This window comes from Micromonospora cathayae (assembly GCF_028993575.1).
Taxonomy (GTDB): domain Bacteria; phylum Actinomycetota; class Actinomycetes; order Mycobacteriales; family Micromonosporaceae; genus Micromonospora; species Micromonospora cathayae.
This window is the reverse complement of the sequence record NZ_CP118615.1, coordinates 4547606-4569441: the sequence shown is the minus strand read 5'-3', so window position 1 is coordinate 4569441 and position 21836 is coordinate 4547606. Positions and strand designations below refer to the sequence as shown.

Genomic DNA, 21836 nt, shown 5'->3' with positions numbered 1-21836 from the left:
CTCAGCGGTATGACACACACGCTGCGTCGGGCGGCCCACTGGCACCGCCCGCTGATGGTCTTCGTCTCGGTGATGGGGGTGCTCGCCGTCGGTTGCGCGATCGGCGTCCTGGTCGACCCGCGGGTCCTCACCGGTGCGCCGATCTGGTTGAAGCCGTTGAAGTTCGCCGTGTCGTTCGTGCTGTACGGCACCACCCTGGCCTGGATGCTCGCCCTGTTGCCGCGCCGCAACCGGGTCGCCGAGCGGGCGGCCACCGTGGTGGTCGCGATGGGGGTGGTGGAGATGGTGGTGATCGTCGGGCAGGTGCTGCGCGGCACGACGAGCCACTACAACGAGACGACGCCGCTGAACGCCGTCCTGTGGCAGGTGATGGGTGCGGCGATCATGGTGTTGTTCGTCGCGCACCTGGTCATCGGGGTGGTGCTGCTGCGGCAGCGGTTCGCCGACCGGGTCGCCCGGTACGCGGTGGGGCTGGGGTCGGGCCTGACCCTGCTCGGCATGGCGGTGGCGGTGCCGATGGTGCTGCCGGCCCAGGCGCCGGGCGTGGCCGGGATCGCCGGGGCGCACAGTGTGGGCGTGCCGGACGGTGGGCCGGGGCTGCCGCTGGTCGGGTGGAGCACCACCGGCGGCGACCTGCGGGTCGGGCACTTCGTGGGGCTGCACGCCCTGCAGGCGCTGCCGCTGCTGGCGATGCTGCTGGCCCGGTTCGCCGGCCGGCTGGACGAACGTACCCGGGTGCGGCTGCTGGTGGTGGCGGGCGGCGCGTACGGGGCGGTCACCCTGCTGGTGACCTGGCAGGCGCTGCGCGGGCAGCCGCTGCTGCGGCCGGACGCGCTCACCCTGGCCGTCGCGGCGGCCCTGCTGGCCGGGACGCTGACCGCCGTCGGGGTGGTCGTGGCCCGACGCCGCCGCCCGGAACTGGCGCTGGTGGCATGAGCGGCGTGCTGTTCCCGCTGACGTTCGCGCTGGCCGCGCCGTTCTGGGTGCTGATGATCCTGCTGCCGAACTGGTCGGTGACCGCCCGGGTGGTCCGGTCGCCGCTGATCGTGGCCCCGGTGCTGGTGGTCTACGCGGTCCTGGTGCTGCCGGCGCTCGGGGAGGTGCTGCCGGCCGTGGCCGTCCCCACCCTGGACGGCGTACGGGACCTGCTGGGCACCGCCGACGGTACGGCGGCGGCCTGGGCGCACATGATCGCGTTCGACCTGTTCGTGGGCCGGTGGGCGTGGCTGGACGCCCGGGAACGGGGCATGCCGGCGCTGGTGACGGGCCCGGTGCTGGTCCTGACGATCCTGCTCGGACCGCTCGGGCTGGCCGCCCACCTGGCCGCCCGGACCCGGTGGCCCCGGCCGGTCACGTCGGGTGACGGCGCACCGCAGCACCTAGGCTGATCCGGTGGACTGGGTGGGACGGCTGTTCGACGCGCGGGACTCGCTGGTCCGGATGGTGCTGGTCATCCTCAGCGGCGTCGGCTACCTGGTCTTCGGTATGCCGGGCGACGGCACGCCGGCCCAGTGGGTCCTGGCGGTGGGCGCGTTCGCCGTCGGGCTGTCGTTCCACCGCCGGGTGCTGGTCAACCTGCTGCTGCAGACCGCGCTGCTGGCGGTCACCATCGCGCTGGTCGACGACATCACGATCAACCAGGTGGGGGCCAGTTGGGCGCTGCTCGAACTGACCGTACGGGCCGCCCGGCCCCGGACGATCTGGCTGTCCGCCGGGCTGCTGGCGGTGGTCGACCTGACCGACTCCCTCGGTGTCCCGGTCCGCCAGTTCCTGTCCGGGGTGGCCGGGCTGCTGGTGGAGGTCGGGGTGCCGCTGCTGCTGGGCCTGGTCATCCGGACCACCGGGGAGGTGACCCGGCAGGCGCAGCAGCGGGCGGCCGAGGAGCAGCGCCGCCGGGAGTCGGAGAGCCGGGCCGCCCGCGCCGACGAGCGCAGTGCCATCGCCCGCGAACTGCACGACGTGGTGGCGCACCATGTGGCGTCGATGGTGCTGCGGGTGGGGGTGGCCCGGCATGTGCTGACCGACCTGGATCCCCGGGTGGGCGAGGTGTTCGACGACGTGCACGGCACCGGGACGGCGGCCCTGGCCGACCTGCGCCGGCTGGTCGCGGTGCTGCGCGACCCCGACGGGGTACGGGGGGACGCGGCCCTGACCGCGATCGAGCCGACGGCGCTGCCGGCGGCGTTGGACGCGACGGTGGACCGGGCCCGCCAGGCCGGCGTCACCGTGGAGGCCGACCTCGATCCGGCGATCGGGACGCTCGACGCGGTGCGTGGGCTGGCGGTGCTGCGGCTGACCCAGGAGGCGTTGACCAACGTGGCGAAGCACGCCGGTTCGGCCGCGCTGGCCCGGCTCACCGTGGCCGTGGTGGACGGGGACGTGCACTGGGAGGTGTCGGACGACGGCGGCGGGTCGACGTCGACGGTGCTGCCGTCCGGCGGCGGCCACGGCATCACCGGCATGCGGGAGCGGGTCGAGGTGCTCGGCGGCCGGCTGGAGGCCGGCCCGACGAAGGAGGGTTGGCGGGTGGGTACCGTCCTCCCGGCCGCTGCGGGGCCGGCGTGATCCGCGTCCTGCTGGTGGACGACCAGCAGCTCATCCGGGCGGGCCTGCGGATGCTGTGTGACGCCCAGCCGGACATGGAGGTGGTCGGCGAGGCCGGCAACGGCCGCGAGGCGGTCTCCCTGGCCGCCCGGTTGGTCCCCGACGTGGTGGTGATGGACCTGCGCATGCCGGGGGTGGACGGGATCACCGCGACCAGCCGGATCCTCGCCGACCGGCCCACCGTCCGGGTGCTGGTGCTGACCACCTTCGGCGACGACGACCACCTCTATCCGGCGTTGACCGCCGGGGCCTGCGGTTTCCTGCTCAAGGACGCGCCGCCGGCCGAGCTGCTGGACGGGGTCCGGCGGGCCGCCGCCGGGGACAGCCCGTTCAGCCCGGAGGTGCTCCGGCGGCTGGTGCAGCGGGCGGTGCGGGCGCAGGCCGGGGCGGCCCGGCCGGTGACGGGGCTGACCGCCCGCGAACGAGACGTGCTGGACCTGGTCGCCGAGGGGCTGTCCAACACGGAGATCGCCGAACGGCTGCACATCGGCGTCACCACGGTCAAAACCCACATCACCAGCCTGATGGCCAAGACCGGCAGCCCCAACCGGGTACGCCTGGCCCTGTGCGCCCGCACCGGCTGACGGGTCAGTTGCGCAGGCTCCACTGCTGGTTGGTGCCGCCGTGGCAGGCCCAGAGGTGCACCTTGGTGCCGTTGGCGGTGCTGTTGCCGCTGGCGTCGAGGCAGAGTCCGGACTGGACGCCGGTGATGGTGCCGTTGCTGTTGACGTTCCACTGCTGGTTGGGTTGGCCGTTGCAGTCCCAGATGATGGCCTGGGTGCCGTTGGTGGTGCCCTGTCCGGAGGCGTCCAGGCACTTGGTGCCGTACACCGTCAGCTGCTTGCCGGCGGTGTAGGTCCAGGTCTGGTTGGTGCCGCCGGTGCAGTCCCAGAGCTGCGTCTGGGTGCCGTTGGTGGTGCTGGACCCGCCGATCTCCAGGCAGCGGCCGGACTGGCCGCCGACGATCCGGGTGCTCTGCGCGGGCGGAGGTGTGGTGCCGCCCTGCGGCCCGGCGGCGGCCATCACGGCCTGGGCCCCCGACGGCCACTGGCCGTTGGTGACGGTGACGTTGCCGTTGACGACGTTGCCCCGGTCGCCGTTGGTGACGTTGGTGCTGCCGTTGGTGGACCAGTTGTTGGTGACGGTGAAGTTGCCCATGTTCTCGGCGAACCAGTAGTTGGCCGTCGCCCAGGTGCCGGTGGCGGAGAAGACGTTGGTGCGGGCGGTCCAGTACCGGGAGCCCTCGTCGAAGTAGACCCCGAAGTAGCCGTTGGTCCGGAGGCAGTAGTTGTCGCTGATCAGGCCGCCCTGGTTCGCCGACAGGGTGTAGATGCAGCCGCCGTCGTTCATCTGCTGCATCACGTCGTGCACGTAGTTGCCGATCATCCGGTTGTTGGCCGCGGTGGTGGGCGTGGAGTAGCGCGGCTGGTAGTTGTAGAGCCCACGGTCGGCGTAGTGGTTGCTGCCGCCGGCGTCGTTGGCGCCCCAGCCGTACCCCATCGACATGCCGGTGTACGGCATGTTGTAGACCTCGTTGTACGAGATGGTGGCGTTGGTGACGTAGGTGGTCAGCACCGAGACGATGCCCCGGTGCTCCACCCCGAGATCGTGGATGCGGTTGTTGCTGATGGTGATGTCCCGGTTGACCATGCGCTGGTCGCTGGGGTGGTGGGCGTCGGCCCGTACCCCACCGACGACGATGCCGCCGGCGGAGCTGCGGGCGATCTCGGACCGGGTGACGGTGATGTTGCTGGCCCCCAGCCCGACCCCGCTGGTGTGGGCGTTGGCGTCGTTGCCGATGCCGATGGCCGTCTGGCCGAGGTTGAGGAACCGGGAGTCGGTGAAGGTGACGTTGTTGGCCGCGGAGACCTGCACGGCGGCCGGCGACTGGGCCCAGTTCGGCCGGGTGGCCTCGAACTGCGGGCAGCCGTTGTGGCAGGAGGTGAAGCTCGGCCAGCTCCAGTTGCCGACGATGTACGCGCCGGTCTGCTGGTCCACGTAGCCCTGGTTGCCGCTGGGCGCCAGCCAGCTCGTGCCGGTGAAGGTGATCCCGCTGAACGTCAGGTGGTGCGCGGGCGCGTCGTAGCTGCCCCCGACGCTCACCAGGGACTGCAGCGTCGGCAGTTCCACGCTGACGCTGGTCATGTTCTGCCCGGCCAGGGGGATGTAGGACAGCGCGCCGGTGCCCGGGTCGAGGTGCCACTCCCCCGGCGCGTCGAGGAACTCGTAGGCGTTGGTCAGGTAGAGCGGGCCGGCCCGGTGCGGGCTGGTGAAGGTGTCGTACCCGAAGTTGTTGTTGCTCCAGCCGGGCTGCTGCATGGTGATCATGCCGCCGCTGATGCTCTGCACCGACACGTACCGGTCGGTGAACGAGCCGACGCTCTCCATCTGGACGCGGTTCTGGTTGGCCAGGTTGTTCAGGTAGTTCAGCGCGCTGCTGCTGAATCGCATCCCGGTGCTGCTGGGGGTGAAGTCGGCCCGGTTCACCTGGGTACGGGCCCGGGTGGCGATGGCACCGTCGACGTAGAGCTGCCGGGTGTCGGTCCCGGCGCCGACGTTGGCCCGCCAGATGTTCTTCGCGGAGTCCACGAGCGACCATCCGGTGACCGGCCGGGCACCGCTGATCACCGGGCGGGCCGACGTGGCGGCCTGCCACACCACCCGGTACCCGTTGGCGCCGGAGTCGGCGGCGGTGAACCGCAGCGGGGCGGTGAGCCGGTACACCCCGTCGGCCAGTTCGACCACGATGTCGCCGGTCATTCCGGCGATCCGGGAACGGACGGCGGTCTGCGCGCCGGTCAGCGAGCAGGGCTGGGCGGCGGAGCAGGTGGTGCCGCTGCCGGTGGGTGCGGCGTACAGCGTCGTGGTGGCGGCGGAGGCGGGACCGGCCGCGGTGACCACTCCGGTCACGGTGGCCGCGGCGGTCAACGCCGCCGCGGCCACGGCGGACCACACGCGCCGGGGCGCGGTGGGATGGGAGGGTACGGACACGGAGGTACTCCTAACTCGGGTGTGGTGGTGGGTGGGGTCGGGCGGTGGTGGCCGCAGCCACGGGCATCCGGCGACGGGACGCGCGCCGGTCGGGCTCGGGGGCCGCCTGCGGCGGGGCGGTTTCCCCGGGCCCGGAGGGCGACCGGTCGATGGGATGTCCGACGGGGGTTGGTCGATGCCGTCGGGTGGGACGCGGAACGCTGCCGGCCTCGGTCGCCCAGCCGACCGTTCCGCCGGGGCGGGACCCGGTCGTACGACGACCCGGAGGGAGTCGAACCGCGGCTTGCCCGCCACGGTGAACAAGTGACCCGACTGCCACGAATTTCATCATACGAATGATGTCTTGGCAAGGATGGGACCGACCGCCGGACCCTCCCCCAGGGAGAGTCCGGCGGCCCGTCAGCGCAGGACCTGCCGCAGGTAGCTGAGGCCGTCCATGGCGAGGTGGTCCTGCGACAGGGCGAGGGGACGCCAGATCGACGCGGCGGTCGCGATGGTCTCGTTCTCGCCGGTGAACGACTCGATGCAGACCGCGCCCCGGTAACCGGTCGTGCCGAGCATGGCGAAGAAGCGCGACCAGTCGAAGTGGTCCGACCCGGGCGCGCCCCGGTTCGTGCCGCTGACCTGGACGTGCTTGATGCGCCGGCCGGCCAGGGCGAGAGCCAGGTACGGGTCGGTCTCCTCGATGTTCATGTGATACGTGTCGATCATGATCCCGACGCTCGACGGCAGGCCGTCGATCAGCTCGACGGTCTGTTCCATCGTGTTGACCACGCTGGTCTCGTAGCGGTTGAGCGCCTCCACACCGATGCTCACCCCCCGCTCCCCGGCGTGTTCGGCGACCGGCGCGAGCGACCGGCGGAACTGCGCGTAGCAGGCCGCCCGCTCGGCCGGCGACATCCGCCAGGTCCGCCCCACCGCCGCGTAGACGGGACCGCCGACGCAGCCGGCGCCGACCGCCGCCGCCGCGTCCACACAGCCCTTGAGGTACGCCACGGTCGCGTCCACCACGTCCGGGGTGGTGACCACCAGGTCCCGACCGGGCGGGGTGACCGCGCAGACGGCGGCCGCCGTCAGGCCGTGCGCGGCGAGCAGGTCACGGGTCCGGACCGGATCCCAGTCACCGGTTCGCTCGATCGGCAGCTCCACCGCGTCGAATCCGAACGCGGCGATCCGGGGAACCAGCTCGGCGAGCGCCCGGTCGTCGACCGGCGAGGCCCACACCCACGGGTTGACGCCGATGTCGTACACCGACGGCTACTTCCAGCGTTGCGGGTAGCCGGGCAGGTCGGTACAGCCGCACATGGCGTAGTGCAGCGGCGGCATCCCCGGGTCGACGTACCGGTCCAGGTTCTCCTGGGTGATGGTCGGCTGGGGCAGCTTCCAGGGGTTGGCCACGGGTTCGCCGTCGAGGACCCGCAGCGCCGCGATGATCGGGGTACGCCACTGGTACGTCGGGTAGGTCGGGGCGACGGCGGTGAGTCCCTTGTCCTTCCACAGCTTCAGGAAGTCGAGCTGGTCCTCCCCGTTGATCGGCGGCACCGGCTTGCCGGCGTCCTGGAACGCCTCGACCGCCGCCACGGCCACCGCTCCGGCGTCCATCCAGACACCGTCGATGGTGCCGTACCGCTGGAGGTAGTCGTCGACGATCTTCTTGGTCTTGGCCGGGTCGCCGTCGGTGAACTCGACCCCGACGACGTCCACCTTCGCCTTGTCGAAGACGAGCTTCGCGGCCGACCAGCGGGTCTCCAGGACGTCGACGCCGGGCAGGATGCGCAGGGCCAGCAGCTTGCCGCCGGGCTTCATCCGCTGGCTGACGAACTCGGCCCCGACGTGGCCGAAGCCGTACCCGCCGATGGGGTTGATGAAGGTCACCGGGCAGGTGGTGTCGACGCCCCGGTCGAAGACCACCACCGGCAGCCCCTGCTGGCAGGCCGCCTCCACGGCCGGGGTGAGGGTGGCGGTGGTGTTCGGCGAGACGATGAGCGCGTCGCAGTCCTTGCCGAGCAGGTCGTTGATGTCGGCGATCTGCTTCTGGTCCTTGCCCTCGGCGTCGACGTGGACGAACTCGGCGATCCGGCTCCGCTGCGCCTCGACCTCGGCCTGCATGGTCTTGAACCCGACCTGCCGCCAGGGGTTGTTCAGCGCCGCGTTGGAGAAGCAGATCTTGTGCGGTCCGGCCTTCTTGAACTTCGTGGTCTGCGCCATCGTCGGGTTCAGCGCCTGCTCCCACGGCTTGTCCGCCGGCCCGGTCGGGGTGGCGTCGAGCAGCGCCAGCTCGTTGTCGTAGTCGGCCTGCACGAAGAACTTCGACTGCTGGCCGGTGCCCGGTCCGGCGGATTCGGAGGCGCCGCCGGACGGGGACGCGCCCGGCTCGTCGGTGGCACAGCCGGCGAGCACCAGCAGGGTGGCGGCGGCCAGCGCGGTGATGGAACGTCTCATACGGTGATTCCCCTTTACCTGGACGAGGAGCGCAGGCCCGAGACCGCCACGGCGGCCAGGATGATCGCGCCCTGGACGGTCGATCTGAGGGCGCCGGAGACGCCGTAGAAGTTCATCAGCACGAAGAGCGTCTCCAGGGTCAACGCGCCCAGCATCGCGCCGACCACCGAGCCGCGACCGCCGCCCAGCGCCACCCCGCCGAGCACGACGGCGGTGATCGCGCCGAACTCCAGACCGGCGCCCGCCTGGAAGGACACGCCGCTGTACCCGCCGAGCAGGATCGCCGCGAGCGCCGCCGCGAGACCACTGAGGACGAACGCGACGGTCCGGGTCCGCCACACCCGTACCCCGCTCAGCTCGGCGGTGCGCGGGTTGTCGCCGACGGCGACCAGGGTCCGCCCGAAGTCGGAGCGCATCAGCAGCACGGCGAGGGTCGCCGCGACCAGCAGGACCAGCAGCGCGTACGGCACCCGCCCGAGGCCCGGCACGTCCTCGAAGGCCCGCCGGCCGAACCGACGGAACTCCTCGGACAGCCCGCCCTTCGGGGCCCCGTCGGACCACAGGTAGACCGCGCCGACCAGGATCAGGAACATGCCCAGCGTGGTGATGAACGACGGCACCCGCAGCCGGGTGGTGACCAGTCCGTTGACCAGCCCGACGAGCATGCCGCCGGCGAGCAGCAGCGCCACCACCGGCCAGGTGCGGGACGGATCGCTGTCGATCAGCCGGGCCGCGACGACGACCTGCGCGGTGACCAGCGACCCGACGGAGAGGTCGAACTCACCGGACACGATGACGAAGTACTGGCCGGCGGCGAGCAGCACGAGCGGTGCCGAGCGGCCGAGGAAGGACATCAGCGACGGCGGCGCGAGGAAGTCGGGTTGCCGGATCGCGACGAGCACCAGCAGCAGTACGAGGAGCCCGACGATGGGCGCGACGCCACCCGGGCGGGGACGCCACCGGGCCGGCCGCAGGGGGCGGTGGCGGTCTTCGGTGAGCTGCATGGTCAGGACGCCTCCCTGCGCAGGGTCCGCCGGGCGTGGACGGCCACCGCCGCGATGATGATCACGCCGCGGACCACCTGCTTGGCGAAGGCGTCCACCTCCAGTTGGTTGAAGATGGCGTCGATGCTGGCGAGCAGGAGCACCCCGCCGACGGTGCCGACGACCCCGCCGCGTCCACCGGCGAGGGCGGTGCCGCCGAGGACCACCGCGGCGATCGACTCCAGGTCGTACAGTCCCTCGGTGCCGACCCGGGGCGCGCCGGAGGCGAGCCGGCTGGCCAGGTAGATCCCGGCCAGGCCGGCGCAGAGCGAGCAGAGCACGTGGGCGGTCACCAGGACCCGGTCGGTACGGACCCCGGAGAGGCGGGCGACCTCCGGATCCCCGCCGACGGCGATCAGGTGGTGGCCGAAGCGGGTCCGGGCCAGCGCGAACCAGACCGCCCCGGCGACCGCGAGCAGCAGCAGGAAGGAGACCGGCACCGGCCCGATGCGCTGGTACCCGAGGCCGCGTACCAGGGCGGGGGCGGTCTCGCCGGCCGGTCCGTCGTAGCCGTTGTCGAGGTAGCCCTTGAGCAGCAGCCCGACGCCGAGGGTCGCGATGAAGGCGTTGACCTTCAGCTTGGTGACGAGCACCCCGTTGAGCAGCCCGATCCCGGCGCTGACCGCGAGCACCAGGCCGACGGCCGGCAGCAGCCGGCCGTTACTGCCGGCCATCGTCTCGGCGGCCACCAGGGTGCTGAGGCTGACCACGTACGCCACCGACAGGTCGAGCGAGCCGCCGAGAACGACCAGGGTCTGGCCGACGGCGACGAGACCGAGGCCGGCGGCGACGTGCAGCAGGCTCACCGTCGTCGACTGGTTGAACAGGTGGCCGCCGTCGAGCGCGACGACCAGCCAGCCGATCGCCAGGGTGAGGGCCAGGGCGACGAAGACGCCCGGTACGGGCCGCCGGGTCGGCAGGGTCAGCGTGGTGTTCACGCGGCGGCCTCCCGGACGGTCCCGACCGCGAGGCCGAGGACCTCCTCCTCGGACGCGCCGGCGGGCAGTTCGCCGGCCACCCGTCCGTCGCGCATGACGACGATCCGGTCACTCATGCCGAGCAGTTCCGGCAGCTCCGAGGAGATCATCAGCACCGCCGCGCCGTCCGAGGCGAGCCGGCGGACGAGGTCGTGGATCGCCGACTTGGCCCCCACGTCGATGCCGCGGGTCGGCTCGTCGAAGAGCAGGATCCGCGGTGCGAGCGCGAGCCACCGGGCCAGCACGACCTTCTGCTGGTTGCCGCCGGACAGGAACCGGATCTCCTGGTCGTCCCCGGCGGCGCGGACCTCGACCGCGGCGAGCAGTTCGCGCAGCCGTACGGTCCGGGCGGCGCGGCCGGTCCAGGTCGGCCGGAGGGCCCGGCTGGCGAGCAGCCCGTTGTCGAGCACCGACTGGCGGCCGAGGATGCCCTCCCCCTTGCGGTCCTCGGTGACGTAGGCGATGCCCGCGCGCATGGCGGCGCGGGGCGAGCGCAGCCGCACCGGCGCGCCGTCGACGGTGACCTGGCCGGTGGTGAACGGCGACGCGCCGAAGAGGGCGCGGGCCAGCGCCGACCGACCGGAGCCCTGGAGCCCGCCGACACCGAGCACCTCGCCGGCACGCAACTCCAGGTCGACGCCGCGCAGCCGGCGGTTGCCCCCGGCGCGGACGGTCAGCCGGACCGGCCCCCGGTCGCCGGGTGCGGCCCGGTCCGGGTAGTAGTGGGTCAGCTCCCGGCCGACCATGTGCCGGACCACCTCGTCGACGCCGGTGTCGGCGGCGCGTGCGGTGGTCACCCGGCGGCCGTCCTTGAGCACGGTGATCCGGTCGGCGAGGTCGAAGACCTCGGTCAGCCGGTGCGAGACGTAGAGCAGGCCGATGCCGCGCTCCTGGAGTCGCCGGACGAGCCGGTAGAGCAGCTCGACCTCGTGGTCGGCGAGCGAGGCGGTGGGTTCGTCCATGATGAGCAGTCGGGCGTCCAGGGCCAGCGCCTTGGCGATCTCGACCACCTGCTGCTGGGCGACGCCGAGTCGGCCCACCCGGGCGTCGGGCGGCAGCGTGCTCTCCCCGATCGAGGCGAGCAGGTCCGCGGTCCGCCCGCGCATCGCCCGGCGGTCGACGAGGCCCCGGCGCACGGGTTCGTGTCCCAGGTGGACGTTCTCCGCGACGGTGCGTTCCGGGAGGAGGTTGAACTCCTGGTGGATGATGCCGATCCCGGCCTGCTGGGCGTCCCGGGGGCCGCGGAACGTGCGTGGGGTGCCGGCGAAGGTGAGGCTGCCCGCGTCGGGCGCGTACCCGCCGGACACGATCTTCATGAGGGTGGACTTGCCGGCGCCGTTCTCGCCCACCACGGCGTGCACCTCGCCGGGGGCGACGTCGAGGTCGACACCGTCGAGGACCCGTACCCCGAGAAAGGACTTGCCGATCCCCCGGAGGGTGAGCAGCGCGGACGGCGGGTCGGAGGACATGGCGGGATCCCTACGGCGACGGGTGGTGGACCGGGGTGCCGAGCCGGCCGGGTCGGCGAAGAAAGCGTCACTTGGCGGATAGCCGCAAACTTTCTTCCCCGACCACCCGAACTTCCGGTTGCTCCCGGGAGACATAACACGTATGAAGATAGATGTTTGGATGGGTGCTCGCAATCCCGTGATCAGCGCCTGCCCGGGAACCTCCGACCCGGACCGACAAACGGCACCAACAGCATACATTGACAGCTATCACTATATAGCGCATGCTGGCCGCGCAGACCACCGGGACGGGACGCAGCCACGAACGCTGTGTCACGACCTTCGCAACTGACTGCCGTCGCGGCGGACGGCAGGGGGCTCGACGAGCACGACACCAGCACCCACGGCGGACCGGGCCCGCCGGCACCGGTGCGGTGCGGCTGCTCCACGTCCAGTGGCCGCTACCCCCACCCCCGCCGACAGAGGAGACGGCATGCGTCGCAGCACACTGATCATCGGTACGATCGTGGGCCTGTTACTCTCGCTCGCGCTCGTGCCCCCGGCCTCGGCCGCCCCGGCCTTCCGCGCGTTGCTGTTCACCAAGACCACCGGCTACCGGCACGACTCGATCCCGGCCGGGGTCACCATGTTCCAGCAGCAGGCGGCGGAGAACAACTTCGAGGTCGTACACAGCGAGGACTCGGCTGTCTTCACCCCGGCCAACCTCGCCACCTTCGACGTGCTCATCATGTTCCAGACCTCCGGAATGGTCTGGACCTCGACGGCCCAACGCCAGGCGGTGGAGGGCTTCCTCGCCAGCGGCAAGGGCATCGTCGCCATCCACAACGCCACCGACATGGGCATCGAAGCCGAGTACCCGTGGTGGGACCAGACCGTCAACGCCGGCGCGCACATGCCGGAACACTCCCCCGGCGTACTGCCGGGCACCGCCATCGTCGCCGACAAGAAGCACCCGTCGACGGCCAGCCTGCCGGACCGCTGGAACCGCAGCGAGGAGTGGTACAACTTCGACAAGAACCCGCGCGGTGACGTGCACGTCCTGGTCACCGCCGACGAACGCACCTACAACCCGGGCTCCCGGGCGATGGGGCCGGACCACCCGATCTCCTGGTGCCGCGCGGTCAGCGGCGGCCGGGTCTGGACCACCGCGATGGGCCACGCGGCGGCGTCCTACAGCGAGACCCACTTCCGCAACCACGTCCTCGGTGGGGTCCGGTGGGCCGCCGGCAACGCCCCCGGTGACTGCGGCGGCACCGTCTGGGGCAACTTCGAGAAGCGCACCCTGGACGACAACACCGCCGACCCGATGGCGTTGGCCGTCGCCCCCGACGGACGGGTGATCTACGTCCAGCGGGCCGGCCAGGTGAAGATCTTCAAGCCGGCCACCAACACCACCGTCACCGCCGGCACGCTGAGCGTCTACACCGGCGGCGAGGACGGCCTCACCGGGCTGGCCCTGGACCCGAACTTCGCCAGCAACGGCTACGTGTACCTGTACCACTCACCGGCCAGCAGCACGACCGACATCAACCGGGTCTCCCGCTACACGCTCACCGGTGACACCCTGAACACGTCCAGCGGGGTCACCATCATCGACATCCCGGCGTACCGCAGCCGGACGTACCCCGAGCCCGGCCACACCGGCGGGTACATCGAGTTCGGCCCGGACGGCAACCTCTACATCGGCACCGGGGACGACACCCCGCCGAACCTCGACCCCGCCTGGCAGGGCTACGCCCCGCTGGACTGGCGGTCCGGCAAGTCGTACCTGGACGCGGCCCGCACCGCCGGCAACACCAACGACCTGCGCGGCAAACTGCTGCGCATCCGTCCCTCGGCGGGCGGCGGCTACACCATCCCGACCGGCAACCTGTACCCGCAGGGCACCGCGCAGACCCGGCCGGAGGTCTACGCGATGGGTTTCCGTAACCCGTTCCGCTTCTCGATCGACCCGGCCACCGGCTGGGTGTACCTGGCCGACTACGGCCCGGACCGGAACCCGCCGACCACCAACCGTGGCCCGGAAGGGCTCGTCGAGCTGAACGTCATCAAGACCCCCGGCAACTACGGCTGGCCGTTCTGCCACGGCGACAACCAGCCGTACGCGCCGTACAACCCGGACACCGGGGTGGTCGGGGCGAAGTTCAACTGCGCCGCGCCGGTCAACAACTCGCCCAACAACACCGGCCTGACCAGCCTCAAGCCGATCGTCGCGCCGAACGTCTGGTACGGCTACGGCGCCTCGCCGACCTTCCCGGAGCTGGGCTCCGGCGGCTCGGCCCCGATGGGCGGACCGGTCTACCGGTACGACGCGAACAACCCGTCGGCGACCAAGTTCCCGCCGTACTACGACGGGGTGCACTTCTTCTACGAGTGGGCCCGCAACTACGTCAAGGAGGTGCACTTCGACTCCGCCACGGCGGTGACCCGCACCAACGCGTTCCTGCCCGCCGGCAATTTCAACAAGCCGATGGACATGGAGTTCGGGCCGGACGGCTCGCTGTACCTGCTCGAGTGGGGCAGCAACTTCGGCGGCGGCAACAACGACTCCGGCCTCTACCGGATCGACTACATCCAGGGCGGCCGGTCCCCGATCGCCAAGGCCGTCGGGACGCCCACCAGCGGCAACGCGCCGCTGACCGTCCAGTTCAGCAGCGCCGGCACGACCGACCCGGACCCGGGCAACACGCTCAGCTACCAGTGGACCTTCGGTGACGGCGGCACCTCCACGGCGGCCAACCCGTCGCACACCTACACCGCCAACGGCAGCTACACCGCGCAGCTCAAGGTCACCGACAACACCGGCAAGTCCGGCTTCGCCAACGTGCAGATCACCGTCGGCAACACCGCGCCGGTGGTCACCATCACCACCCCGGCCAACGGCGGCATGCTCACCTTCGGTGACCAGGTGTCGTACACGGTCACCGTCTCCGACCCGGGTGGCGCGGCGATCGACTGCACCAAGGTGTTCGTCAACCCCGCTCTCGGGCACGACGACCACCAGCACGAGACCGCGGAGTACCCGGGCTGTTCGGGCACCATCCCCACCGACCTGCTCGGTGGGCACCCCGACGGCGCGAACCTGTACTACGTGCTCAACGCCCGCTACACCGACAACGGCGGCAGTGGCGGCGCGCCGCCACTGACCGGCTACGCGTCGGTGATCCTCCAGCCGAAGCACAAGCAGGCCGAGTACTTCTCCAGCCAGTCCGGCATCCGGGTCGTCGACCAGGCCGGCGCGGAGAGCACCAAGCGCGTCGGCGACATCTCCAACAACGACTGGATCGCGTTCAACCCGATGAGCCTGTCCGGCATCAGCACGGTCAGCTACCGGCTGTCCTCGCCGAGCGGTGGCGGCTCCATCGAGCTGCGGGCCGGTTCCCCCACCGGCACGGTGCTGGCCACCACGCCGGTGCCCAGCACCGGCGGCTGGGACAACTACCAGTCCACGCCACCGGTCAACGTCACGCCGCTGGCCGGGTCGCACACGCTCTACCTGGTGTTCAAGGGCAGTTCGAACAACTGGTTCGACCTCGACTCGCACACCTTCGGCGGGGCCGGGGTCGGCACCCCCGGCAATCCCGGCAACCCGGGCGGGATCGCCGGTAAGACCTGGACGCTCACCGCGCAGCACAGCAGCAAGCTGATGGACGTCAGTGGCAACTCCACCGCCGACGGCGCCCAGATCCACCAGTGGGCGGCCACCGGCGGCAACAACCAGAAGTGGCAGGCGGTCGACGCCGGCAACGGCGCGGTCCAGCTGAAGGCGGTGCACAGCGGCAAGTGCGCCGAGGTGACCGGCGGCTCCACCGCCGCGGGCGCCTTCCTGCAGCAGGCCACCTGCGCCAGCGGCAACCAGCAGAAGTTCACCGTCACCGCGACCGGCACCACCGGCGTGTACACGGTGAAGAACGTCCAGAGCGGGCTCTGCCTGGACGTCAACAGCGCCGCCACCAGCGACGGCGCGCGGCTGGTGCAGTGGACCTGCCACAGCGGCACCAACCAGCAGTGGCGGTTCACCGCGGCCTGAGGTGACCGGCGTCCGAAGGACGCCCGGTGACCGCAGTGGCACGCCAGGTCGGGACCGGCTCCGCACGGGGCCGGTCCCGACCCGCCCTGCCCCGCGCCGAACCCACCCACCTCGACCCCACCACCACCCCCCTGTGAGGAACCCGTCATGGTCGTTTCGAACCGCCACCACCGCCGGACGTCCCTCCTGGTCGGCGCGTCGATCATCGCCCTGGTCGTCGGCGGCGCCGCCTCCTACTCCCCGCTCTCCGCCGGGGCGACCGCCGGGTCGGCCCCGGTCGCCCGGCCGGTGACGGCGGCCATCGAACCGGGGCAGAGCACCCGGATCGTGGGCACCCAGTCCGGCCGCTGCCTCGAGGTACCGAACTCCAGCACCACCAACGGCACCCAGACGCAGCTCTGGGACTGCACCGGCGGCACCAACCAGACCTGGACCTACACCGCCGGCAAACAACTCACGGTGTACGGCACCAAGTGCCTGGACGCCTCCGGACAGGGCACCACCAACGGCACCCAGGCCATCATCTGGGACTGCAACGGCCAACCCAACCAGCAGTGGAACGTCAACAGCAACGGCACCATCACCGGCGTCCAGTCCGGACTCTGTCTCGACGCCAGCGGCAACGGCACCGCCAACGGCACCAAGGTGCACCTCTGGGCCTGCCACGGCGGCACCAACCAGCAGTGGACCTCGCCGGCGGCCCCGCCGTCCTCACCGCCCCCACCGCAGACCGGCGACCGTCCGTGCGACATCTACGCCTCGGGCGGCACGCCCTGCGTGGCCGCGCACAGCACCACCCGGGCGCTCTTCGGCAGCTACGCCGGCAACCTCTACCAGGTGCGGCGTTCCTCGGACAGCACGACCCGGAACATCGCCGTGCTGAGCGCGGGCGGCACCGCCGACGCGGCGGCCCAGGACTCGTTCTGCACCGGCACGAGCTGTGTCGTCACGGTGGTCTACGACCAGTCCGGGCGGGGCAACGACCTCTGGTACCAGGGGTCGAGCGTGGTGCCGGGCTCACCGCAGAGCAAGCCGGCGATCGCCACCTCGGAGTCCCTGAGCGTCGGGGGCCGCAAGGCGTACTCGCTCTACATCAACCCCGGCAACAGCTACTGGCGGGACGGTCACCTGACCGGCGTGCCGACCGGGGCCGCCCCCGAGGGCATGTACATGGTGACCAGCGGCACGCACGTCAACAACGGCTGCTGCTTCGACTACGGCAACAGCGAGACCACCCGCAAGGCCGACGCCGCGGGCGCGATGGACGCCATCAACTTCAGCAGGCAGTGCTGGTTCGGCGGCTGCCAGGGGACGGGCCCGTGGGTCCAGGCGGACCTCGAATGGGGCCTCTTTCCCGGTGGCAGCCAGAGCTGGAACCCCAACCAGCGCTCCTTCACCAGCAAGTTCGTCACCGCGACCCTGAAGAACAACGGCACGACACGCTTCGCGATCAAGGGTAGTGACGCGCAGGCCGGCAACCTCTACACCCTCTGGGACGGTGCGCTGCCGCCGGGCTACAGCCCGATGAAGAAGCAGGGCGCCATCATCCTGGGCAGTGGCGGGGACTGCTGCAAGCCCGACGGCGGCGCGAACCTCAGCGCGGGCACCTTCTACGAGGGCGCCATGGTCGCCGGCTATCCCTCCGACGCCACCGAGAACGCGGTGCAGGCCAACATCGTGGCCGCCGGCTACCGCTGAGGCCGGTCACCGGCCCCGGCCCGGCCGCCGCGCGGAGCGGGGCCGGGCCGGAGCCGGGCCGGGGGCGGGTCGAGCAGCCCGACGGTCCGCAGCGCCGACCAGAGTTCCGCCGGGCTGTCGGCCGCGGCCCGGCGCAGGGGTGGTTCCAGCGCACCGCCGCGATGGCGGAGGGGTCAGCGGCAGGCGGTGGGCGAGACCTCGTTACGGGAGGCCGCCGGGGCCCGGTGGTGCGGGAGCCGGGGGGCGGCCATGCCGTCGCGCGTCGCCAGCAGCCGGTGCCCGGCCCGTTCCGGGCGGACGTTCGGGCCGTCGGCGGTCTGCGGGCCCGGCCGGCGGGCGGAGGCACGGACGGCCTCCTCGTCCACCCGGACGCCGAGGCCCGGCGAGTCGCCGAGGACGAACGCGCCCTCCTCGACGTGCAGGTCGACGGTGACGCCCACCGGGGGGTGCAGGTCCTGCAACTCGCTGGTCAGGTGGTTCGGCACCGAGGTGGCGGCGTGCAGCAGCCCGACCGGGCTGTTGCCGATCGGGCTGACCGGCAGGTCGTGGGCGTGTGCCAGGGCGGACACCCGCAGGAAGTGGGTGACGCCCCAGACGGCGGACGACTGGACGACGTCGACCGCTCCGGCGGCGAGCAGCGGACGGTACTGTTCCAGCCCGGTGAGGTTCTCCCCGGTGGCGACGGACGCGCGGACACCCCGGCCCACGACGGCCAGCCCTTCGGCGTCCCACCGCCGGACGGGCTCCTCGATCCAGATGAGGTCCAGGGTGCGTTCGAGTTCGCCGACGTACCGGACCGCCTGTTTGCGGGTCCAGGACTCGTTGACGTCGAGCATCAGTCCGGGCCGCGGGCCGCGCCCGGTTCCGGCCAGCACGTCCCGGACCAGGCAGAGCCGGTCCCGGTCCCGGTCGATGTCGAGGCCGCCCTTGAGTTTGGCGGCCCGCAGGCCGTGCCGGGCGTAGGTCTGGTAGGTGGCGACGAGTTCGTCGTCGGTCAGCCCGATGTCCAGTCCGGACGCGTACGCGGGGACCCGCCGGTCGTGTCCGCCCAGCAGCCGCCAGAGCGGCTCACCGGCCAGTTGGGCCTTGATGTCCCACAGGGCGGTGTCGAGCGCGCCGATGGTCCCGAAGACCGGGCCGGCGTGGCCCGCCTTGAAGGTGTGCCGCAGCATCCGGTCGTACAGGGTGGTCACGGCGCGGGGGTCGGCACCGTCGAGGGCCGGGAAGATCCTGTCGATCTCCACGTGCGGTCCCAGACCGACGCCGGTGATCCCCTCGTCGGTGTCGACGAGCACGATCCCCACCGGAACGACACCGTCGGCGAGGACGCCGTTGGCGTCTCCGACGGGCCGTCCCCATTCCTGGACGGTGGTGAGGGTCCGGTACCCGGTGATCCGCATGTCAGCCCTTCGTGGAGCCGGCGGCGACCCCGTCGGCGATCTGGCGCTGGAGGAAGAGGTAGACCGCCAGGACGGGTACGGCGGCGATCAGGACCCCGGAGGCGAAGGTGGGGATGTCGTCGGAGTACTGCCCGCGCAGTGCGGTCACCCCGACCATGAGGGTGCGGTGGTCGGCCGAGGGCATCATCAGCAACGAGATGATCACGTCGTTCCAGCAGAACAGGGCGTCGAGGATGCCCACCGACAGCAGGGCGGGCCGGCCCAGGGGCAGCATGATCCGCCGGTAGACGCCGTAGACGCTGTTCCCGTCGATCCGGGCCGCATCGACGATCTCCGGCGGGATGGTCCGGTAGTAGCTGGTCATCAGGAACACGGTGAAGGGCAGGAACTGCGCGACGTAGACCAGGACGAGGCCCGGGTACGTGTCGACGAGCCCGGCGTCCCCCATGATCCGGGCCAGCGGCACCATGATCACCTGGAACGGGACGAAGAGCGCCGCGAGACAACCCAGGTAGATCACCCCGGAGCCACGGAACCGCAGCCGGCTCAGCGCGAAGCCCGCCATCGACCCGATCAGCAGCAGCAGGACCACCGAGGACGTCACCACGACCAGCGAGTTGGCGACGTACCGGGCCATGCCGACGCTGTTCCACGCCGTGGCGAGGTTCTCCCAGTGCAGGACGCCCGCCGGGGAGAACCGGTCGAGGATGTACTCCCGCCGGGTCTTCATGGCGACGTTGGCGGTGAAGATCAGTGGATAGATCGTCGCCAGGGCGAGCAGCGTCATCGGGACGACGACCAGCCACCGGGCCCACCCGGTCCGGGACATCAGGTCTCCTTCCCCGCCCGCCGGAGCAGACTGATCTGCGCCAGCCCCACCACCAGCATGATCAGGAAGAGAACCGTCGATGCCGCCGATGCCAGCGCCGGGCGGTTCAGCTGCCCCTGCTGGATCCAGATGTAGTACTCGGGCAGGTACGTCGACCCCTCCGGTCCACCGGCCGTCATGACGTAGAGCAGGCCGAACATGGACGTCAGCATCCCGATCATCGTGGTCACGGTGACGAACTGGATGGTCCGGGAGAGGCCGGGGACGATCACGTGCCGGATCGTCTGGGTCAGCGACGCGCCGTCCACCCGGGCGGCATCCAGCAACGCGGAGTCCAGGGTGGCGAAGCCGGCGAGGAACACCACCAGACCCATGCCGAAGGTCGCCCAGACGTGCACGCCGACCACCGTGACCATCGCGACGTCCGGATCACCGAGCCAGTCCACCGGGCTGAGGCCCACTCCCCCGAGGACGGCGTTGAGCGGGCCGTCATAGGCGAGCAGCAGATTGAAGATCGCGCCGACGATCACCGGGGAGAGCACCGCCGGGAAGAAGTAGACGCTGCGGTAGAACCGGTGGCCGGGGGTACGCAGGTGGATGAAGGTGGCGAGCAGGCCCGGGATCGCCACCGCCACCGGCAGCAGCAGCACCAGCAGTCCGACGTTGCCCAGGGCGGTCCGGAACAGCGGGTCCCGGAACAGCTCCAGGTAGTTGTCGAGGCCGACGGTCGTGCCGTTGCGCTCGCCGTCACCGGTGAAGGAGAAGTTGACCCCGAGCACGAGCGGGTACAGCCGGAGCAGCACGACGACCGCGACCGCCGGTCCGACCAGGACGTAGGGGGCGAGGCGCTCGGCCCGGACCCCACCGCTGGCCGGCCGGCGACGGGTGTCGCCCCGGCGGGCGGGCGCTCCGGGCCGCGCCCGGTCGGTCCGTCCGGTCGGGACCGGACGGACCGACGACTGTCCGAGCGGCACGGATCAACCCGCCTGGTCGGAAGCGGCCAGCTGCTTCACCGCCTCGTCGACGGTGACCGAACCGCTCAGCAGCTGCTGGGAGAGCCGTCCCATCAGGTCCAGGGTCTTCGAGGACAACGCGACGTGCAGCGCGGGCCGGCCGGTCTTGAGTCCGGAGACGATCGTGGTGACGGCCGGGCCGCCCGCCGAGACGTCGATGGTGGTGTCGGCGGCGATCGCCCCGGCGTCGGCGTGGAAGGCTTCCAGGGCTACGGCCGAGGTCAGGGAGCGCACCAGGTCGGCGGCCACCTTCGGGTCCTTCGTCCACTTGGCGACCGCGTATCCGATCCCGCCGTCGTACGCCAGGGTGGGGGTGGTCCCGGGGGTGACGACCGGGGCGTCCATCACGCCGAGCTTCCCGGGGGTGAGGAACTCGTTGAAGTCCTTCCAGTGCCCGATGTCCGACATCAGCCCGATGACGTGGGCGGCCTTGCCGGACTGGAAGAGCGCGAAGGAGTCGTTGAACATCGCCGTCGAGTTGGCTCCGTCGTTGTTCAGGCCGGTGTCACCGGCCTCCTTCCACAGCTGGAAGATCCGCTTGACGTCGGGCGAGTTCCAGTCCCGTTTCCCGGCGATCCAGTTGTCGTACTCCTCGGCGGTGAGGGTGCCCGAGCCCAGGGCGGACAGCCAGAACTGGATACCGAAGCCCTCCTTGTTGCCGAGGGCGAAGCACTTGGCCTTGACCTTGGCGATGGCGGCGCAGTCCTGGACGAACTCGGGCCAGGTCGTGGCCGGGCTGGCCGGGTCGAGGCCGGCCTTCTCGTAGAGCGCCTTGTTGTAGTAGATGGGATGACCCTGGAGGGTCACCGGGCCGGCGTAGGTCCTGCCGTCCTTGCGGAACGCGTCCCAGCCGGCCAGCCGCTGCTTGTCCTGCGCGACGTACTCGTCCAGCGGCAGGAGCGCGTCGGTCCGGTCGCGGATCTGGCCGCCACCGTTGAAGAGGATGACGTCGGGACCGCTGCCGGACTGGATGGCCGTACCGAGCAGGGTGTAGTACTGGTCGTACGGTTGCGCCACGAACTCGACCGTCACGTCGGGGTGTTCCCTGGCGAAGTCGGCTTTCGCCTTCTCGAGGTAGCGCGCGGCGGTCGCCTCACCGGACTTCCAGTCCCAGACCACCAGCTTGCCGGACGAGCCGCCGGACGAGGGGCCCGGGTCGCTGGCGCTGCCACAGCCGGTCAGGGCCAGTCCCGCAACGAGGACGGCGGACCACACTACTCGTCGCTTCATCGATGCTCACCTTCTGCGGAGTGGCCGGCGGCTGGCCGTCCACCCGAAACTAGACCGGAACGTAACTCGTATGACGTGTTACGTCAATAGGTGGCCGTACACTCGGTGGG

The 21836-nt window shown here is 71.3% G+C and carries 16 protein-coding genes; 6 read left to right on the top strand and 10 right to left on the bottom strand.

Features of this window, described 5'->3' with window-relative positions; genetic code table 11:
• Window positions 1-9 precede the first annotated feature (9 nt).
• From PVK37_RS20700 to PVK37_RS20685, 4 genes are read left to right on the top strand one after another with little or no spacing between them, the layout of a single operon-like run.
• Window positions 10-936, top strand: coding sequence for a hypothetical protein (locus PVK37_RS20700; protein ID WP_275029234.1), 927 nt, complete (start codon window positions 10-12; stop codon window positions 934-936).
• Entirely contained in the window at window positions 933-1388 is a 456-nt protein-coding gene (locus PVK37_RS20695; protein ID WP_275029233.1) for an ABA4-like family protein, read from the top strand. Before PVK37_RS20700 ends, PVK37_RS20695 begins: the two co-directional genes overlap by 4 nt.
• A 13-nt stretch (window positions 1389-1401) precedes the next feature.
• On the top strand, window positions 1402-2565 hold the full coding sequence (locus PVK37_RS20690; RefSeq protein WP_423791094.1) for a histidine kinase: 1164 nt from the start codon (window positions 1402-1404) through the stop codon (window positions 2563-2565).
• Window positions 2562-3188: a response regulator transcription factor gene (locus PVK37_RS20685; RefSeq protein ID WP_275029231.1), complete on the top strand. Its 627-nt coding sequence runs from the start codon at window positions 2562-2564 to the stop codon at window positions 3186-3188. The genes PVK37_RS20690 and PVK37_RS20685 overlap by 4 nt, the downstream gene beginning before the upstream one ends.
• A gap of 4 nt (window positions 3189-3192) precedes the next feature.
• On the opposite strand, the gene PVK37_RS20680 is transcribed toward PVK37_RS20685, so the two are convergent.
• The 6 genes from PVK37_RS20680 to PVK37_RS20655 all read right to left on the bottom strand — a co-directional run bounded on the left by PVK37_RS20680 (window position 3193) and on the right by PVK37_RS20655 (window position 11526).
• Window positions 3193-5595, bottom strand: coding sequence for an RICIN domain-containing protein (locus PVK37_RS20680; RefSeq protein ID WP_275029230.1), 2403 nt, complete (start codon window positions 5593-5595; stop codon window positions 3193-3195).
• Between the two features lie 399 nt (window positions 5596-5994).
• A complete protein-coding gene (locus PVK37_RS20675; protein WP_275029229.1) occupies window positions 5995-6846 on the bottom strand; it encodes a sugar phosphate isomerase/epimerase family protein in 852 nt (283 codons plus the stop codon).
• Window positions 6847-6852: 6 nt separating this feature from the next.
• On the bottom strand, window positions 6853-8037 hold the full coding sequence (locus PVK37_RS20670) for a substrate-binding domain-containing protein (RefSeq protein ID WP_275029228.1): 1185 nt from the start codon (window positions 8035-8037) through the stop codon (window positions 6853-6855).
• 14 nt (window positions 8038-8051) lie between these two features.
• Window positions 8052-9041 (bottom strand): ABC transporter permease, encoded by a 990-nt coding sequence (locus PVK37_RS20665; RefSeq protein ID WP_275029227.1) that lies wholly within the window; start codon window positions 9039-9041, stop codon window positions 8052-8054.
• A 2-nt stretch (window positions 9042-9043) separates the two neighbouring features.
• Window positions 9044-10018: an ABC transporter permease gene (locus PVK37_RS20660; RefSeq protein ID WP_275029226.1), complete on the bottom strand. Its 975-nt coding sequence runs from the start codon at window positions 10016-10018 to the stop codon at window positions 9044-9046.
• A complete protein-coding gene (locus PVK37_RS20655) occupies window positions 10015-11526 on the bottom strand; it encodes a sugar ABC transporter ATP-binding protein (RefSeq protein ID WP_275029225.1) in 1512 nt (503 codons plus the stop codon). The genes PVK37_RS20660 and PVK37_RS20655 overlap by 4 nt, the downstream gene beginning before the upstream one ends.
• A 472-nt stretch (window positions 11527-11998) precedes the next feature.
• On the opposite strand from PVK37_RS20655, the gene PVK37_RS20650 reads away from it, so the two are divergent.
• Together PVK37_RS20650 and PVK37_RS20645 are read left to right on the top strand one after the other, a co-directional pair.
• Window positions 11999-15556, top strand: a complete 3558-nt coding sequence (locus tag PVK37_RS20650) for a ThuA domain-containing protein (protein ID WP_275029224.1) — start codon at window positions 11999-12001, stop codon at window positions 15554-15556.
• 147 nt (window positions 15557-15703) lie between these two features.
• On the top strand, window positions 15704-17254 hold the full coding sequence (locus PVK37_RS20645; protein ID WP_275029223.1) for an arabinofuranosidase catalytic domain-containing protein: 1551 nt from the start codon (window positions 15704-15706) through the stop codon (window positions 17252-17254).
• A gap of 173 nt (window positions 17255-17427) precedes the next feature.
• Here the strand turns inward: PVK37_RS20645 and PVK37_RS20640 are convergent, their stop codons facing one another.
• The 4 genes from PVK37_RS20640 to PVK37_RS20625 are packed head-to-tail and all read right to left on the bottom strand — an operon-like array spanning window position 17428 to window position 21726.
• The gene (locus PVK37_RS20640; protein WP_275029222.1) at window positions 17428-18654 is read right to left on the bottom strand and encodes a mandelate racemase/muconate lactonizing enzyme family protein; all 1227 of its coding nucleotides are present in this window, start codon (window positions 18652-18654) and stop codon (window positions 17428-17430) included.
• Between the two features lies 1 nt (window position 18655).
• Window positions 18656-19483, bottom strand: coding sequence for a carbohydrate ABC transporter permease (locus PVK37_RS20635; RefSeq protein WP_275029221.1), 828 nt, complete (start codon window positions 19481-19483; stop codon window positions 18656-18658).
• On the bottom strand, window positions 19483-20457 hold the full coding sequence (locus PVK37_RS20630; RefSeq protein WP_275029220.1) for a carbohydrate ABC transporter permease: 975 nt from the start codon (window positions 20455-20457) through the stop codon (window positions 19483-19485). The genes PVK37_RS20635 and PVK37_RS20630 overlap by 1 nt, the downstream gene beginning before the upstream one ends.
• Window positions 20458-20460: 3 nt before the next feature.
• A complete protein-coding gene (locus PVK37_RS20625) occupies window positions 20461-21726 on the bottom strand; it encodes an ABC transporter substrate-binding protein (RefSeq protein WP_275029219.1) in 1266 nt (421 codons plus the stop codon).
• Window positions 21727-21836: the final 110 nt, after the last annotated feature.

What these genes read in the sequence shown, in the direction of transcription:
- PVK37_RS20700 (WP_275029234.1), top strand. Translation starts at nt 10, where the DNA reads ATGACACACACGCTGCGTCGGGCGGCCCACTGGCACCGCCCGCTGATG.
- PVK37_RS20695 (WP_275029233.1), top strand. Translation starts at nt 933, where the DNA reads ATGAGCGGCGTGCTGTTCCCGCTGACGTTCGCGCTGGCCGCGCCGTTC.
- PVK37_RS20670 (WP_275029228.1), bottom strand. Translation starts at nt 8,037, where the DNA reads ATGAGACGTTCCATCACCGCGCTGGCCGCCGCCACCCTGCTGGTGCTC.
- PVK37_RS20665 (WP_275029227.1), bottom strand. Translation starts at nt 9,041, where the DNA reads ATGCAGCTCACCGAAGACCGCCACCGCCCCCTGCGGCCGGCCCGGTGG.
- PVK37_RS20655 (WP_275029225.1), bottom strand. Translation starts at nt 11,526, where the DNA reads ATGTCCTCCGACCCGCCGTCCGCGCTGCTCACCCTCCGGGGGATCGGC.
- PVK37_RS20650 (WP_275029224.1), top strand. Translation starts at nt 11,999, where the DNA reads ATGCGTCGCAGCACACTGATCATCGGTACGATCGTGGGCCTGTTACTC.
- PVK37_RS20645 (WP_275029223.1), top strand. Translation starts at nt 15,704, where the DNA reads ATGGTCGTTTCGAACCGCCACCACCGCCGGACGTCCCTCCTGGTCGGC.
- PVK37_RS20640 (WP_275029222.1), bottom strand. Translation starts at nt 18,654, where the DNA reads ATGCGGATCACCGGGTACCGGACCCTCACCACCGTCCAGGAATGGGGA.
- PVK37_RS20635 (WP_275029221.1), bottom strand. Translation starts at nt 19,483, where the DNA reads ATGTCCCGGACCGGGTGGGCCCGGTGGCTGGTCGTCGTCCCGATGACG.
- PVK37_RS20625 (WP_275029219.1), bottom strand. Translation starts at nt 21,726, where the DNA reads ATGAAGCGACGAGTAGTGTGGTCCGCCGTCCTCGTTGCGGGACTGGCC.